This window comes from Ottowia beijingensis (assembly GCF_042680925.1).
Classification (GTDB): domain Bacteria; phylum Pseudomonadota; class Gammaproteobacteria; order Burkholderiales; family Burkholderiaceae_C; genus Ottowia; species Ottowia beijingensis.
In genome coordinates this window covers 36,901-50,955 of record NZ_JBHUEP010000017.1, presented here as the reverse complement: position 1 = coordinate 50,955, position 14,055 = coordinate 36,901, and the positions used below count along the sequence as shown (strand labels likewise).

General features: G+C 67.7%; 12 protein-coding genes. 1 reads left to right on the top strand and 11 read right to left on the bottom strand.

All coding sequences use genetic code 11. The features are described from left to right. Positions 1–16: 16 nt before the first annotated feature. The 10 genes from infB to ACFSCU_RS18035 all read right to left on the bottom strand — a co-directional run bounded on the left by infB (position 17) and on the right by ACFSCU_RS18035 (position 12,557). Positions 17–2,842 carry a translation initiation factor IF-2 gene (infB, locus tag ACFSCU_RS18080; RefSeq protein ID WP_180551577.1) on the bottom strand — a complete coding sequence of 942 codons (2,826 nt, stop codon included), beginning with the start codon at positions 2,840–2,842 and terminating at the stop codon, positions 17–19. 23 nt (positions 2,843–2,865) lie between these two features. After that, entirely contained in the window at positions 2,866–4,350 is a 1,485-nt protein-coding gene (gene nusA, locus ACFSCU_RS18075) for a transcription termination factor NusA (protein WP_333707606.1), read from the bottom strand. 62 nt (positions 4,351–4,412) lie between these two features. Then, complete coding sequence (rimP, locus tag ACFSCU_RS18070) at positions 4,413–4,994, bottom strand: ribosome maturation factor RimP (RefSeq protein WP_180551578.1); 582 nt, start codon at positions 4,992–4,994, stop codon at positions 4,413–4,415. A 245-nt stretch (positions 4,995–5,239) separates the two neighbouring features. Next, the gene (locus ACFSCU_RS18065) at positions 5,240–6,847 is read right to left on the bottom strand and encodes an ABC transporter ATP-binding protein (protein ID WP_377561316.1); all 1,608 of its coding nucleotides are present in this window, start codon (positions 6,845–6,847) and stop codon (positions 5,240–5,242) included. Positions 6,848–7,005: 158 nt separating this feature from the next. Continuing rightward, complete coding sequence (locus ACFSCU_RS18060; RefSeq protein ID WP_180551579.1) at positions 7,006–8,103, bottom strand: ABC transporter permease; 1,098 nt, start codon at positions 8,101–8,103, stop codon at positions 7,006–7,008. Beyond that, the gene (locus ACFSCU_RS18055; protein WP_180551580.1) at positions 8,096–8,524 is read right to left on the bottom strand and encodes a type II toxin-antitoxin system VapC family toxin; all 429 of its coding nucleotides are present in this window, start codon (positions 8,522–8,524) and stop codon (positions 8,096–8,098) included. Before ACFSCU_RS18055 ends, ACFSCU_RS18060 begins: the two co-directional genes overlap by 8 nt. Next, complete coding sequence (locus ACFSCU_RS18050; protein WP_180551581.1) at positions 8,521–8,844, bottom strand: hypothetical protein; 324 nt, start codon at positions 8,842–8,844, stop codon at positions 8,521–8,523. The genes ACFSCU_RS18055 and ACFSCU_RS18050 overlap by 4 nt, the downstream gene beginning before the upstream one ends. A gap of 69 nt (positions 8,845–8,913) precedes the next feature. Next, positions 8,914–10,209: an acetyl-CoA hydrolase/transferase family protein gene (locus ACFSCU_RS18045; RefSeq protein WP_180551582.1), complete on the bottom strand. Its 1,296-nt coding sequence runs from the start codon at positions 10,207–10,209 to the stop codon at positions 8,914–8,916. 168 nt (positions 10,210–10,377) lie between these two features. Continuing rightward, positions 10,378–11,526: an NAD(P)/FAD-dependent oxidoreductase gene (locus ACFSCU_RS18040; RefSeq protein ID WP_377561315.1), complete on the bottom strand. Its 1,149-nt coding sequence runs from the start codon at positions 11,524–11,526 to the stop codon at positions 10,378–10,380. Further along, complete coding sequence (locus ACFSCU_RS18035) at positions 11,523–12,557, bottom strand: histone deacetylase family protein (RefSeq protein WP_180551583.1); 1,035 nt, start codon at positions 12,555–12,557, stop codon at positions 11,523–11,525. The genes ACFSCU_RS18040 and ACFSCU_RS18035 overlap by 4 nt, the downstream gene beginning before the upstream one ends. A gap of 170 nt (positions 12,558–12,727) precedes the next feature. Here ACFSCU_RS18035 and ACFSCU_RS18030 point away from each other — a divergent pair, with 170 nt between their 5' ends. Next, positions 12,728–13,126: a hypothetical protein gene (locus ACFSCU_RS18030; protein ID WP_180551584.1), complete on the top strand. Its 399-nt coding sequence runs from the start codon at positions 12,728–12,730 to the stop codon at positions 13,124–13,126. A gap of 74 nt (positions 13,127–13,200) precedes the next feature. Here ACFSCU_RS18030 and thiD read toward each other — a convergent pair whose 3' ends face one another. Continuing rightward, a complete protein-coding gene (gene thiD / locus ACFSCU_RS18025; RefSeq protein ID WP_180551585.1) occupies positions 13,201–14,049 on the bottom strand; it encodes a bifunctional hydroxymethylpyrimidine kinase/phosphomethylpyrimidine kinase in 849 nt (282 codons plus the stop codon). Positions 14,050–14,055 lie beyond the last annotated feature (6 nt).

Below are 14,055 nucleotides of genomic sequence, written 5' to 3'. Positions count from 1 at the left end.
CTGCGTTCGGCTGTTCTTACAGCGTCCGCGCAATCTCCTTGATCTCGAAGATCTCCAACTGATCACCTTCCCTGATGTCGTTGTAGTTCTTGAGCTTGATACCACACTCGAAGCCTTCCTTGACTTCGCGGACGTCGTCCTTCATGCGCTTGACCGATTCGATCTCGCCCGTGTAGATGACCACGTTGTCGCGCAGCAGGCGGAAGTGCGCATCGCGCCGCACCACGCCACTGGTGACGTAGGAGCCGGCCACGGTACCGATCTTCGAGGCCACGAACACGGTGCGGATCTCGGCCGTGCCGATGACTTCTTCCTTCTGCTCGGGCGCCAGCATGCCCGACATGGCGGTCTTCAGCTCGTCCACAGCGTCGTAGATGATGCTGTAGTAGCGGATGTCGATGTCGTTGCCCTCGGCCAGCTTGCGCGCACCGACGTCGGCACGCACGTTGAAGCCGATGACCACCGCGTTGGAGGCGATCGCCAAGTTGATGTCGGACTCGCTGATGCCGCCGACGCCGGTGTACACCAGCTGCACCTTGACTTCGTCGGTCGACAGCTTGAGCAGCGACTGCGACAGCGCTTCCTGCGAACCCTGCACGTCGGCCTTGATGATGATGGGCAGGGTCTTGACCTCGCCCGCCGTCATGTCGGCGAACATGTTCTCCAGCTTGGCGGCCTGCTGCTTGGCCAGCTTGGTGTTGCGGAACTTGCCGGCACGGTAGGTGGCGATCTCGCGCGCGCGGCGCTCGTCGGCCATCACCATGAAGTCGTCGCCGGCCTGCGGCACATCAGCCAGACCCTGGATCTCGACCGGGATCGAAGGACCGGCGGACTTGGCCTGACGGCCGTTCTCGTCCAGCATGGCGCGCACGCGACCGCTGGTCTGGCCGGCCAGCACCACGTCGCCCACTTTCAGCGTGCCGGACTGCACCAGCACGGTGGCGACCGGGCCGCGGCCCTTGTCCAGACTGGCTTCGATCACGATACCCTTGGCGGCTGCCTCGACCGGCGCCTTCAGCTCCAGCACTTCGGCCTGCAGCAGCACGTGCTCCAGCAGTTCGTCGATGCCCTGGCCGGTCTTGCTGGACACCGAAACAAACGGCGAATCGCCGCCGAATTCCTCGGGCACCACTTCTTCGCCCACCAGCTCGCCCTTGACCTTGTCGGGGTTGGCCTCGGGCTTGTCGGACTTGGTGATCGCCACCACGATCGGCACCTGCGCCGCCTTGGCGTGCTTGATGGCCTCGCGCGTCTGCGGCATCACGCCGTCGTCCGCAGCCACCACCAGGATGACGATGTCGGTGGCCTGCGCGCCACGGGCACGCATGGCGGTGAAGGCCTCGTGGCCCGGCGTGTCGAGGAACGAGACGACGCCGCGCGGCGTTTCGACGTGGTAGGCGCCGATGTGCTGCGTGATGCCGCCGGCCTCGCCCACCGCCACCTTGGCGCGGCGGATGTAATCCAGCAGCGAGGTTTTGCCGTGGTCGACGTGGCCCATGACGGTGACCACCGGCGGGCGCGGCAGCGCCTCGGCGGCGGCGGCCTGCACCTCGTCCTCGGTGAAGGCCTCGGGGTCGTCCAGCGCTGCCACCACGGCCGTGTGGCCCATTTCCTCGACCACGATCATGGCCGTGTCCTGGTCCAGCGGCTGGTTGATGGTGACCATCTGGCCCATCTTCATCAGCGCCTTGATGACCTCGGAGGCCTTGACCGCCATCTTGTGCGCCAGTTCGGCCACGGTGATGGTTTCGGGCACGTGCACCTCGATCACGCGCTGCTCGACCGGTGCGGCCGGTGCACTGCGTTCGTCGCGATCACGATCGCCACGGCGGCCGCGCGGGCCGCTGCGCCAGTTGCCGCGGCCCACGCCACCACTGGTGTCGCCACGGGTCGGGATGCCCTTCTTCTTGGCCGGATCGCCGGCCCAGCTGGACGACAGCTTGGCCGACTTGACCTCCTTGTTGGCGGTGGTCGTGGTCTTGGCGGCGGTGCCGGCCGGCTTGGTGAGCGTGCCCTTGGCACCGGCCTTGGCTTCGTCGGCCTTGCGGTCTTCCGGTTTCTTGGCGACCAGCACCTTGCGCGGCGCGCTCATCATGGCGCGGATGGCCTCGGCTTCGGCCAGGGCCTTGCGGCGGCTTTCCTCCTGCTCGCGGGCACGGACGGCCTCGTCCTCGGCCTCGGCGCTGGGGGCAGCGGCCACAGGGGCGGGTGCGGGGGCCGGCGCTGGTTCGGCGGCAGGGGCCGGCGCCGCGGCGGGCTCGGCCAGCGGCGCAGGCGCGGATGCGGCAGGAGCGGCCGCAGGCGCAGGTTCGGCCGCGGGTGCCGGCGCAGCGGCGGGCGCGTCGGCGGCAGCCGTGCGCTCGGCCGCCTGGCGCTCCTGCTCTTCGCGTTGGCGACGTTTTTCGGCGGCCTCCTCTTCCTGGCGGCGCATCAGCTCCTGCTGTCGGCGCGCCTCGTCGTCGCGGCGGGCCTGCTCGGCGGCGTCGATCACCGGCGCGGCAGGAGCCGGTGCCGGGGCCTCGACCGGCTCGGGCGCGGCCACCGGCTCGTCGTCGCGCTTGACGAAGGTGCGCTTCTTGCGCACCTCGACCTGGATGGTGCGGGCCTTGCCCGTGGCGTCAGCCTGCTTGATCTCGCTGGTGGTTTTCTTGGTCAGCGTGATCTTGCGGCGCGGCGCGGCGTCACCGCCCTGCAGGTAGTTCAGCAGCTTCTGCTTGTCGGCGTCGGTCAGCGCGTCGGACGCCGATTGCTTGGGCACGCCGGCGGCCTGCAACTGCTCCATCAGGGTGTCAGCAGGGCGTTTGAGTTCGTTCGCGAATTCGGCAACGGTGATGTTCGTCATATTCGGTGCTTGTCTCCATACCCTTACTCTTGATCGGCGAACCAGTGCTCGCGCGCCTTCATGATCAGGGCGCGGGCGTCCTCCTCGGACTGCCCGGTGATGTCGGTCAATTCGTCAATGGCCAGGTCGGCCAGGTCGTCGCGCGTCTGCACGCCGGCCTCGGCCAGCTTGGCGATCAGCTCGTGCGTCAGCCCTTCCAGGTCGCGCAGGTCCTGCGACACCGACTGCACGCTTTCCTCGCGCGCAATCTCCAGCGTCAGCAGCGCATCCTTGGCGCGGGCGCGCAACTCGTTCACGGTGTCTTCGTCGAAGGCGTCGATGTCCAGCATCTCCTGGATCGGCACGTAGGCGACCTCTTCCAGGTTGGTGAAGCCTTCCTCGATCAGGATATCGGCGATTTCCTGGTCCACGTCCAGCTTTTCCATGAACAGCTGGCGCGTGGCGCCGGTTTCCTCGGCCTCCTTCTGGGCCGATTCATTGGCGTCCATGATGTTGATCTTCCAGCCCGTCAGCTCGGACGCCAGGCGCACGTTCTGGCCACCGCGGCCAATGGCGATGGCCAGGTTCTCCTCGTCCACCACCACGTCCATGGCGTGCTTCTCTTCATCCACCACGATGGACGACACGTTGGCCGGCGCCAGCGCGCCGATCACGAACTGCGCCGGGTCCTCGGACCACAGCACGATGTCGACGCGCTCACCGGCCAGTTCGTTGGTGACGGCGTTCACGCGCGTGCCGCGCACGCCGACGCAGGTGCCGATGGGGTCGACGCGCTTGTCATGGCTCAGCACGGCGATCTTGGCGCGGCTGCCGGGGTCGCGCGCGCAGCTCTTGATCTCCAGCAGGCCCTGCTCGATCTCGGGCACTTCCTGGCGGAACAACTCGATCATGAACTCGGGCGCCGAGCGCGACAGCAGGATCGGCGCGCCGCGCAGGGTCAGGTCGACCTCCATGATCATGGCGCGCACGCGGTCGCCGTTGCGCAGGTTTTCCTTCGGAATCATCTCGCTGCGGCGCAGGCGGCCCTCGACCCGGCCGGACTCGACCAGGATGTCGCCCTTGTCCATTCGCTTGACGGTGCCGGTGAAGATCTTCTCGCCACGGCTCATGAAGTCGTTCAGCAGCATTTCGCGCTCGGCGTCGCGGATCTTCTGCAGGATCACCTGCTTGGCAGCCATGGCGCCGATGCGGCCGATGGGCACGGAGTCGACCGGCTCCTCGATGTACTCGTCGACCTCGATGTCCGGGATCTGCTCCTTGGCCTCGAACAGCAGGATTTCCTGGTCGGGCAGCTGCAGGCCCGCCTCGTCGGGCACCACGTGCCAGCGGCGGAAGGTCTCGTACTCGCCGCTGTCGCGATCGATCGCCACGCGCAGGTCGACCTCGCCCTCGTACAGCTTCTTGGCAGCCTGCGCCAGCGCCGCCTCGACGGCGCCGAACACCACGTCGCGCTCGACGTTCTTCTCGCGGGAAATCGCTTCGACCAGCATCAACAGTTCGCGATTCATGATTTCTACCTGTTCCAAATGCTCTTAAAACGAAAGCGCCTGCCGCGCCTTCCATCTGTTAGTCAATCTTCTTTCGCCCCAGATGGGGCCGACTTGCGGCCTTTGAAGTCCACCACCGGCGCCAGTCGCGTCGACTGCAGCTCATCCAGCGAGAACGTCAGGGCCTGCTCGGGTGCGGGCGGGCGCTTGGCGCTCACGCGCTGGCCCGGCTTGGCGGGGGCGGGCTCGTCGCGCCAGACGATCTGCCACTGCTCGCCCTCGGCCTTGTGCAAAGTGCCGCGGAATTTCTTGCGGTTGGCATGCACCTGGCCCGCCGCCGCCTGGCCGATGGGGGCCTTCAGCGCCACATCCACCAGCTCGCCCTCGAAGCGCTCGAAATCCAGCGCATGCCGCAGCGGACGATCAATGCCGGGCGACGAGACTTCGAGGCGCGCGTAATCGACGCCCTCCACCTCCAGCACGTATTGCAGCTGACGCGTGACGCGCTCGCAGTCCTCGACCGTGATCAGGCGATCGGCCAGATCGCCGGGTGACCAGGGAAAATCGATGGTGACGCGCAGCAATCCACCGGCGGAACGTTCAAGTTCCACCAACTCGAAGCCGAGGCCTCGCACGGTGTCTTCTGTCGTCTGCTGCAGCGTCACGTTATCCTGATGGCTCGCGGCCCACCTGAAAATCGATGGGCAAAAAAAATGGGCGGGTTGGAAGCCGCCCATTTGGTCGTCGTCTAATCCATGGAATTATAGTACGAAAAGCGCCGTGCTGACAAGGACCTACGTGCGCCAAGGCGCCTGAGGCGCCTGGCGGCCGGGCAGAATCGATTTCCAAGCCGTTTTGGGCTCCAGCGCCCGTGTGCATTGCGCCATCAGCCACATAAACGATAGTTGAATCAAGCCGCGGCCAGCAGCTTCTGCGTGTACGGGTGCTGCGCAGCCGTCAGCACCTGACCGGCAGGACCGGCTTCGACCACGGCGCCGTCCTTCAGCACGATGACCTCGTGCGCCATGGCGCGCACCACATCCACGTCGTGCGTGATGAGCAGGTAGCTCAAGCCCCGCTCCCGCTGGAACTTCTGCAGCAGCGCCAGCACCTGCTTCTGGATCGTCACGTCGAGCGCGCTGGTGGGTTCGTCCAGCACCAGCAGCTGCGGCTCGACGATGAGCGCCCGCGCCAAGGCGATGCGCTGGCGCTGCCCGCCGGAGAACTCATGCGGATAGCGCGCCAGCAGGTGGGGGAACTGCGCCTCGGTCAGCCCCACCTCGGCCAGCGCCGAGCGCACGCGGGCAGCGCGCTCGGGCGCCGCCACCTCGGGCGCGTGCACCAGCAGGCCCTCCCCCACGATCTCCTCCACGGTCAGGCGCGGCGACAGCGACGAGAACGGGTCCTGGAACACCACCTGCGCCACGCGGCGCAGCGGCTTGTCGGCCGCGGCCTTCAGCTGCCAGCGCTGGCCCGACACCAGCACGTCGCCCGTGACCTGCGTGCGCGCCAGCAGGCCCAGCGCGGCCTGCGCCAGCGTGGACTTGCCCGAACCCGATTCGCCGATCACGCCCAGCGTGCGGCCGGGTGCGATGGCGAAATCGGCGCCGTGCAGCGCCACGAACTCGCCCTTTTTGAACCAGCCGCGGATGCCGGGCAACGGCGTGGGGTAGACCACGCGCAGCCCCTGCGCCGCCAGCGCGGGCGTGGCGCCGGGCGCGTGCGGGCTTTCATCCACATCGCGCTCGGGCTTGCTGGCCATGAGCTTCTGCGTGTAGGGGTGCCGCGGTGCGTGGAAGATGTCGGCCGTGGCGCCCAGCTCCACCAACTGGCCGTGCTGCATCACCGCCACGCGGTCGGCAAAGCGGCGCACCAGGTTCAGGTCGTGCGTGATCAGCAGCACGGCCATGCCGTTGTCGCGTTGCAAGTCACCCAGCAGATCGAGAATCTGGCCGCGCAGGCTGACGTCGAGCGCGGTGGTCGGTTCGTCGGCCAGCAGCAGCTTGGGTTGGCAGGCCAGCGCCATGGCGATCATGGCGCGCTGGCGCTGACCGCCGCTCAACTGGTGCGGGTAGGCGCCGGCGCGGCGTTCGGGCTCGGGGATGCCCGTCTTTGCTAACAGTTCGATAGCTGCCTGCGCAGATTGGGCGGACGTCACCGCCCTTTTCAACCGAATGACCTCGGCAATCTGCTCGCCCACCGTCATCAGCGGGTTCAGGGCCGTCATCGGCTCCTGAAAAATCATGGCGATGTCGTCGCCACGCAGGCCGCGCAGCTCGCGCTCCGGCAGCGCCAGCAGGTCGCGTGTCTGCCGCCCGTCGTTGAACAGCGCCTGCCCGCTGATGCGCGCGCCGTGAAGCAGGCGCAGCAGCGCCAGCGCCGTCACCGTCTTGCCCGAGCCGGATTCGCCCACCAGCGCCAGCTTTTCGCCCGGCGCGATGGACAGCGAAACGCCCTCCACCACCGTCTTGGGGCCGAAGGCGACGTGCAGTTCTTGGACTTGAAGCAGATTCGACATCGGGTTCTAGCGCGGCTTGAACAGCCGGACGCAGAGGACGCAGAGATTTCGCAGAAGACGCAAAAAACTCCAAAGTGATCTTCGCCTTGCTTCTGCGCCCTCTGCGTGACTTCTGCGCCCTCTGCGTATGGCTGTTGGGTTACTCGGTAGGACGGCGCTCATGCATCGGCCTTTCGCGGGTCCAGCGCATCGCGCAGCGCATCGCCCATGAAGGTCAGCAGCAGCAGCGTCAAGACCAGCACGCCGAAGGTGGACAGCGAAATCCACCATGCATCGATGTTGTTCTTGCCCTGGCTGAGCAGTTCGCCCAGGCTGGGCGTGCCCGGCGGCACGCCCAGGCCCAGGAAGTCGAGCGAGGTCAGCGCCAGCACGGCCGCGCTCATGCGGAACGGCAGGAAGGTGACCACCGGCGTCATGCTGTTGGGCAGGATGTGGCGAAAAATGATCTGCCGGTTGGGCACGCCCAGCGCGCGCGCGGCCTTGACGTAATCAAGCTGGCGGTTGCGCAGGAACTCGGCGCGCACGTAGTCCGACAGCCCCATCCACCCGAACAGGCTGAGCAGCACCAGCAGCAGCCCGATGCTCGGCGCCAGGATGGCGCTGAAGATGATGAGCAGGTACAGCTCGGGCATCGAGCCCCACACCTCGATGAAGCGCTGGAAGGCCAGGTCCGTCTTGCCGCCGAAGAAGCCCTGCACCGCCCCCGCCGCCACGCCCAGGAGCACGCCCACCGTGGTCAGCGCCAGCGCGAACAGCACGCTGACGCGAAAGCCGTAGATCAGCTGCGCCAGCAGGTCCCGCCCGCGGTCGTCGGTGCCCAGCCAGTTGTCGCGGCTGGGCGCGCTGGGGTTGGGCTGCCTGGCGAAGTAGTTGATGGTCTTGCTGCCATAGGGGTTGGGCGGATAAACAGCCCAGTTGCCGTCCTTTGAGAACCGATCGCGGATGAAGGGGTCGAGATAGTCGGTTTCCGTCTCGAAATCGCCGCCGAAGGTTTTCTCGGCATATGTCTTGACGAGCGGAAAGTAGAACTGTCCCTCGTAGCGCACGACCAGCGGCTTGTCGTTGGAAAGGACCTCGGCCAGCAGGCTCAGCGCCACCAAGGTGCAGAAGATGACCAGACTCCAGAAGCCCAGCCGGTTGCGCTTGAAGCGCTGCCACGCACGGCGGCTCGGCGATGTGGACGACGGCAGCGGTGGCAGGGGCTGGGGCGCACCCGCGGGCGGACTGGGCGGCTCGGTTACCGCAAGTTCAGCCATGGGCGCTCTCCAACAGCAGGTTCTGGAACGGCTGCTGGCTCTTGAACCGGTAGGCGCCGAAGTCGCGCGCATCGGTCGTCAGAATGCGGCCATGGCCCAGTTCTTCTGCCAGCAGCACCAGCGAGGCATCGGCCAGATCCATCGGCAGGCTGGCATAGCGCGCCATCAACTGCACCATACGCTCTGTGTGCGCCAGTGGCCAACTCCACACGGCGATGGCGCCGTCGGCCACCTCGCGCAACAGCGCCTGCGCGGCGTCGGTGCCAATCCAGCGGGTGAGCAGATGCGTGGCTTCGGTCAGCACCGGCCAGGTGGTGATCCAGCCTTCGGCCTGCGTATCCAGCGCGCTCACGGCGCGGCTGTGCCAAGCGTCGCGCCGGTCGATCAGCGCATAGAAGAAACCGGCATCGGCAATGATCACGCGCCGCCCGCCGGTTGGCTGCGCTTGAAGGCTGCCTCGGGTTCGTGCACGGCGTGGGGCGCATCAATTGGCACGCCATGCTTGGCCGACCAGCCCTCGGCCAGCCGCGCTTTGTAGGTGCCGGCCACGTCGCTGCGGCCGCTGTCGCCCTGGCCGATGAAGGCCGACAGATGCCTGAGCCCGCCGCGCCGGGCGCGCACCATGTCGTAGTAGTGCTGCACGCTGGTGCGCAGCACTTCGCTCACGCCCATGCCCGTCACTTCGGCCAGATATGTGACCTGCTGCTCGGCCTCGGCGTCGAATCGGGCGTTGACTCGCATGGCATCGTCTCCTTGTCATGCATTGTATGACAAGGCGTTGGCCAGCGTCAACGCGCATCGGCGCGGAAATCAGAGCAGCTTCATCTTCCGCGCCGCCTCGGTCAGTTCGTCGCGGAACCTGGGATGCGCGATGCCGATCAGCGCGCGTGCGCGCTCCTTCGCCGTCTTGCCGCGCAGTTGTGCCACGCCGTGTTCGGTGACCACGTAGTTGACATCGTTCTTGCTGGTCGAAACGTGGGTGCCCGGGCTCAGCACCGGGGCAATGCGTGAGATGGTGTCGTCCTTGGCGGTGGACGGCAGCACGATGAACGACTTGCCGCCCCTGCTGCGGTTGGCCGCTCGCACGAAATCGCTCTGCCCGCCTGTGCCCGAATACGGCTTGAAGCCCTGGCTTTCCGAGCCACACTGCCCGAACAGATCGACCTGCATGCTGCCGTTGATCGAGATCAGGTTGTCGTTCTGCCCCGCCAGGTATGGGTCGTTGGTGAAATCCACCGGGTGCATCTCCAACCCCGGGTTGCGGTGCATGAAGTCATACAGCTTGCGCGAACCCAGTCCGAACGTGGCGATGATCCTGCCCGGCAGGTGGTTCTTGCGGCGGTTGGTCACCGCGCCCGATTCCACCAGCGTCATGATGCCGTCGCCGATCATCTCGGTGTGCACGCCCAGATCCCGCTTGTCGGTGAGCTGCATCACCACCGCGTCCGGAATGCCGCCGTAGCCGATCTGCAGCGTGGCGCCGTCGTCGATCATGTCGGCCACGTATTTGCCAATGGTCTGCTGCACCGGGCCGATGGTGGGCAGGCCCACTTCGGTGATCGGCGTTTCGTCCTCCACCAGCGCCGCCACCTGCGACACGTGGATGTGGCACTGCCCGAAGGCGAACGGCACGTGCGGGTTCACCTCCAGCACCACGGCGCGCGCCTTGCTGATGGCGGCCATGGTGTAGTCGGGCCCCAGGCTGAGTGCAAAGTAGCCATGCTCGTCCATCGGCGAGGCCAGCGTGAACACCACGTCGGCCGGCATCAGCCCGCGCTCGATGAGCTGCGGCATCTCCGAGAAGTACGAGGCCCGGTAATCCACCCAGCCCTCCTGCCCGCCCGCGCGCGAGGCACTGCCGAAGAAATACGCCGTGTGCCGCACATGCTGCACCGTGGCCGGGTCGAAGTAGCCGAACCTGCGCACCGGCAGAATCTGCGACACCTCCACGCCCTTGAAGCGCGTGCGCTGCTCCGACAGCGCCGTCAGCAGCGCGGGCGGCTCGCCCACACCGGTGGGCACCACGATGGTGTCGCCGTCCTGCACATGCCGCAGGGCATCGGCCGCGCTGCAGCGCCTGGCCTGGTATTGCGTCTTGAAAGTCATGGGTCGTCCTTGGGGCGGCGGCAAGGACCGGTCCTCGCGCCGGCCAAAGTGTAGACAGGCAAGCGCTGGCGAAACGCCTTGCCCATGCGTTCGGCAGTGTGGCCACTTGTCCAGAATCAAGAAGCGGACGCATTGCTTCGGCCTGCGTTCCTGAGCCGCGCCCAGCCGCTATGGATCAAGGCATCGGGCCACCTCGGCGCCCAGCGCCAGACAACTTGTCAGCCCAGGCGACTCGATGCCGAACAGGTTGACCAGCCCCGGCACGCCGTGCTCGCGCGGGCCCTGGATCATGAAGTCGGCGGCCGCTTCGCCCGGGCCGGTGAGCTTGGGGCGGATGCCGGCGTAGCCCGGCTGCAGCGCGCCGTCGGCCAGGCCGGGCCAGTAGCGGCGCACTTCGTCGTAGAAGCTGTCGGCGCGCGCCGCGTCGACGCGATAGTCGTCGCCCGCGTCCTGCCACTGAACGTCTGGCCCGAACTTGGCCTGGCCGCCCAGGTCGAGCGTGAGATGCACGCCCAGACTGGGCGAATCGCGCTCGACCACGGGGTAGATCAGGTGCGCGAACGGCGCACGGCCGCCGAGGGTGAAGTAGTTGCCCTTGGCCCAGTGCGTCGGCATTGGCGGGCGATGCTCGGGCGCCAGGCCCTGCGTTCGATGCGCCAGCGCGATGGCGCCCAGGCCGGCGGCGTTGACGACCTGACGGGCTTGCAGCACCAGTTCGTCACCGCTCTGGCCGGGGTCGGAAACTCCTATATTGATAGCTGCTAGCGCCGGCCCTGACTGCGCTGCAAGCCAATTCACCTTGGAATTCACCGCCAGCACGCCACCGGCGTTCTCCACGTCGCCCAGCAGCGACAGCATCAGGCCATGGCTGTCGACGATGCCGGTGGAAGGCGACAGCAGCGCGGCCTGGCAGCTGAGCTGCGGCTCCAGCGCATGCGCCTCGGCACGCGGGAGCCAGCGCAGGTCGGTCACGCCGTTGGCGACGGCGCGCGCCTCGATGGCGCGCAGTTCGCGCACCTGCGCATCGTTGCACGCCACGATGAGCTTGCCGCAGCGGCGGTGCCCGATGCCACGCTCGGTGCAGTAGTCGTACAGCATCCGCCGGCCCTGCACGCACAGCCCCGCTTTCAGGGATCCGGCCGGGTAATAGATGCCGGCGTGGATGACCTCGCTGTTGCGCGCGCTCGTCATGGTGCCGAAGGTGTGTTCAGCCTCCAGCACCATCACCTCGCGCCCAGCCAGGGCCAGCGCGCGCGCCACCGCCAGGCCCACCACGCCGGCGCCGATGACCACGGTATCGACCTGCTCGGCGCTCATGTCTCGAACCCTTCCAGCACGCAAACGGCGTTCTCACCCAGGGCGGCCGCCGCGTAGCCGCCTTCCAGCACGAAGATGACCGGCAGGCCGAGCCGCCGCAGCCGCTGGCCAAGGCACGTGAAATCCGCTGCCTGCAGCTGGAAGGTGCTGATCGGGTCGCCCGCGAAGGTGTCCAGCCCCAGCGACACCACCAGCGCATCGGCCCGGTGCCGCGCCACACGCGCGCAGGCCGCTTCGAGCGCGGCGAACCACGTCGCCGCGCTGCTGCCGGCGGGCAGCGGCAGATTCAGGTTGCAGCCGGCGCCCTCGCCCGCCCCGGTTTCATCGGCGTGGCCCAGGTAGAACGGGTATTCGGTGCGCGGGTCGCCGTGGATGCTGACGAACAGCACATCGGCACGGTCGTAGAAGATGGCCTGGGTGCCATTGCCGTGGTGGTAGTCCACGTCCAGCACGGCCACGCGCGCCGCGCCGCCGTCGCGCAGCGCCTGCGCGGCCACGGCGGCGTTGTTCAGAAAGCAGTAGCCGCCCATGAAGTCCGGCCCTGCGTGGTGGCCGGGCGGGCGCGTGGCGCAGAACGCGGCGCGCTCGCCACCCTGCAGCGCCTGCGCGGCGCTGGCTGCCGCATCGGCGGCCATCTTGGCTGCGGCCCAGGTGCCGGCCGACAAGGGACTGCCGTTGTCCATCGAATACAGGCCCAGGCGCGCGGTGAAGTTGGCCGGCTCCACATCGCTGCGCAGCGTGCGCACGGGCCACACGGAAGGAAACGGCTGCACGTCGGCATTGGCCGCACCCAGCGCCAGCCACTGGTCCCACGCGGTGCGCAGAAAGCAGAGGTAACGCGGCGTGTGGATGCGTTCGAGCTGCGGCGTACTGTCCACCTCGGGCATGCGCAGCGCATGGCCGCGCGCGCGCAAGGCCTGCTCGACAAAATCGGCCCGGGCCGGCCCTTCGAAGCAGGGCACGCGCTCGCCACGAAAGAACTCGAAGCGCGGCGCGTGCTGGCTTTGCCCGGGATTCAGGTAGGTCAGCATGGCGCGATTGTGGGGGATGCGGTGCGCGGTGCAAGGTGCGTCGGCCTGGTCTCACAGCAATGCCGTGCGCTGGCCGACGGGCTCAGCGTTCAGAGCAACTTAAGTTCATGTTCCTAGACTTTCAGTCATCGCACCACACCGTGCGACAACCATCCCCAAGGAGTACCCCCATGCACAAGTTCACCCCCGCACTCATCCTGGCACTGGCCGCCGGCACGTTCGCCGGCAGCAGCCTGGCGCTGACCAGCGCGGAATACAGCGCCGCGCGCGACCGCATCAACGCCGACTACAAAGCGGCCAAGGCCCAGTGCGACAAGCTGAAAGGCAACGCCGAGGACATCTGCGAGGAAGAAGCCAAGGGCAAGCGCAACATCGCGCGCGCCGAGCTGGAGCAACAGCGCGAGCCGAGCGACAAGAACGCCCGCGCGGTGGAACTGGCCAAGGCCAAGGCCACCTACGAAGTCGCCGAAGAACGCTGCGACGACCTGCGGGGCGAGGCCGAAGACCGCTGCGAACGCGAAGCGCGCGCTGCCTACGACGCCGCGGTGGAGCGCATTCGCGGCAAGTGATGCTCACCCGGGCGTTGGCGCCGTGGCGCCGGCGCCCCACCCGCCCCGGAGCCCGCCGCCACCGGCGGGTTTTTTCATGCCTTGGGCTGGCGCAGCACCGTGGCGCGGGGCGAGAAGCCGTGGTTCAGCGGCCCCACGCCCTGCCCCGTGGTCACCAGCGCACCTTCCTTGATCGCGTCGAGCACGTAGCTGCGCGCCGCCTCGGCCGCCAGGCGCAGCGGCAAGTCCTGCGCCAGAAACACCGCCAGCGCCGACGACAGCGTGCAGCCCGCGCCATGCAGGTTGCGCGTGTCGACGCGCTCATGCTGCATGGCGTGCGGCTCGGCGCCGCGCTCGATCAGCAGATCGAGCACCTGCTCGCCCGGCAGGTGCCCGCCCTTCAGCAGCACGGCGCGCGCGCCCATCTGCAGCAGCGCCTGCGCGGCGATGGGCATGTCGGCCGCGCTGTCCACCGGGCGGCCCAGCAGCAACGCGGCTTCGTCCAGGTTGGGGGTGATCAGTGCGGCGCGCGGAAACAGCTCGGCCACCAGCGCCTGCACGGCCGGCGCCTCGATCAGGCGCGCGCCGGTGGCCGAGGTCATCACCGGGTCGAGCACCACGTGCGGCAGCGCATGGCGGTCGATGGCCTGCGCCACCGTGTGCACCAGCTCGGGCGAATGCAGCATGCCGATCTTCACCGCGTGCACGCCGATGTCGCTGGCCACGGCGTCGATCTGCGCCGCCAGAAAGTCGGATGGCGCGGCATGGATGCCGGCCACGCCCAGCGTGTTCTGCGCCGTCAGCACGGTGATGGCGCTCATGCCGTAGGCGCCCAGCGCGGCGAAGGTTTTCAGATCGGCCTGGATGCCGGCGCCGCCGCCCGAATCGGAGCCGGCGATGGTCAGTACGCGAAGGTATTCCTGGCTGTGGTCGAGCTTCTTCATGGTCAA

Bases quoted from the DNA above. Each gene is read 5' to 3' on its own strand.
- infB (WP_180551577.1), bottom strand. From the start codon at position 2,842: ATGACGAACATCACCGTTGCCGAATTCGCGAACGAACTCAAACGCCCT.
- nusA (WP_333707606.1), bottom strand. From the start codon at position 4,350: ATGAATCGCGAACTGTTGATGCTGGTCGAAGCGATTTCCCGCGAGAAG.
- ACFSCU_RS18065 (WP_377561316.1), bottom strand. From the start codon at position 6,847: ATGTCGAATCTGCTTCAAGTCCAAGAACTGCACGTCGCCTTCGGCCCC.
- ACFSCU_RS18060 (WP_180551579.1), bottom strand. From the start codon at position 8,103: ATGGCTGAACTTGCGGTAACCGAGCCGCCCAGTCCGCCCGCGGGTGCG.
- ACFSCU_RS18050 (WP_180551581.1), bottom strand. From the start codon at position 8,844: ATGCGAGTCAACGCCCGATTCGACGCCGAGGCCGAGCAGCAGGTCACA.
- ACFSCU_RS18045 (WP_180551582.1), bottom strand. From the start codon at position 10,209: ATGACTTTCAAGACGCAATACCAGGCCAGGCGCTGCAGCGCGGCCGAT.
- ACFSCU_RS18040 (WP_377561315.1), bottom strand. From the start codon at position 11,526: ATGAGCGCCGAGCAGGTCGATACCGTGGTCATCGGCGCCGGCGTGGTG.
- ACFSCU_RS18035 (WP_180551583.1), bottom strand. From the start codon at position 12,557: ATGCTGACCTACCTGAATCCCGGGCAAAGCCAGCACGCGCCGCGCTTC.
- ACFSCU_RS18030 (WP_180551584.1), top strand. From the start codon at position 12,728: ATGCACAAGTTCACCCCCGCACTCATCCTGGCACTGGCCGCCGGCACG.
- thiD (WP_180551585.1), bottom strand. From the start codon at position 14,049: ATGAAGAAGCTCGACCACAGCCAGGAATACCTTCGCGTACTGACCATC.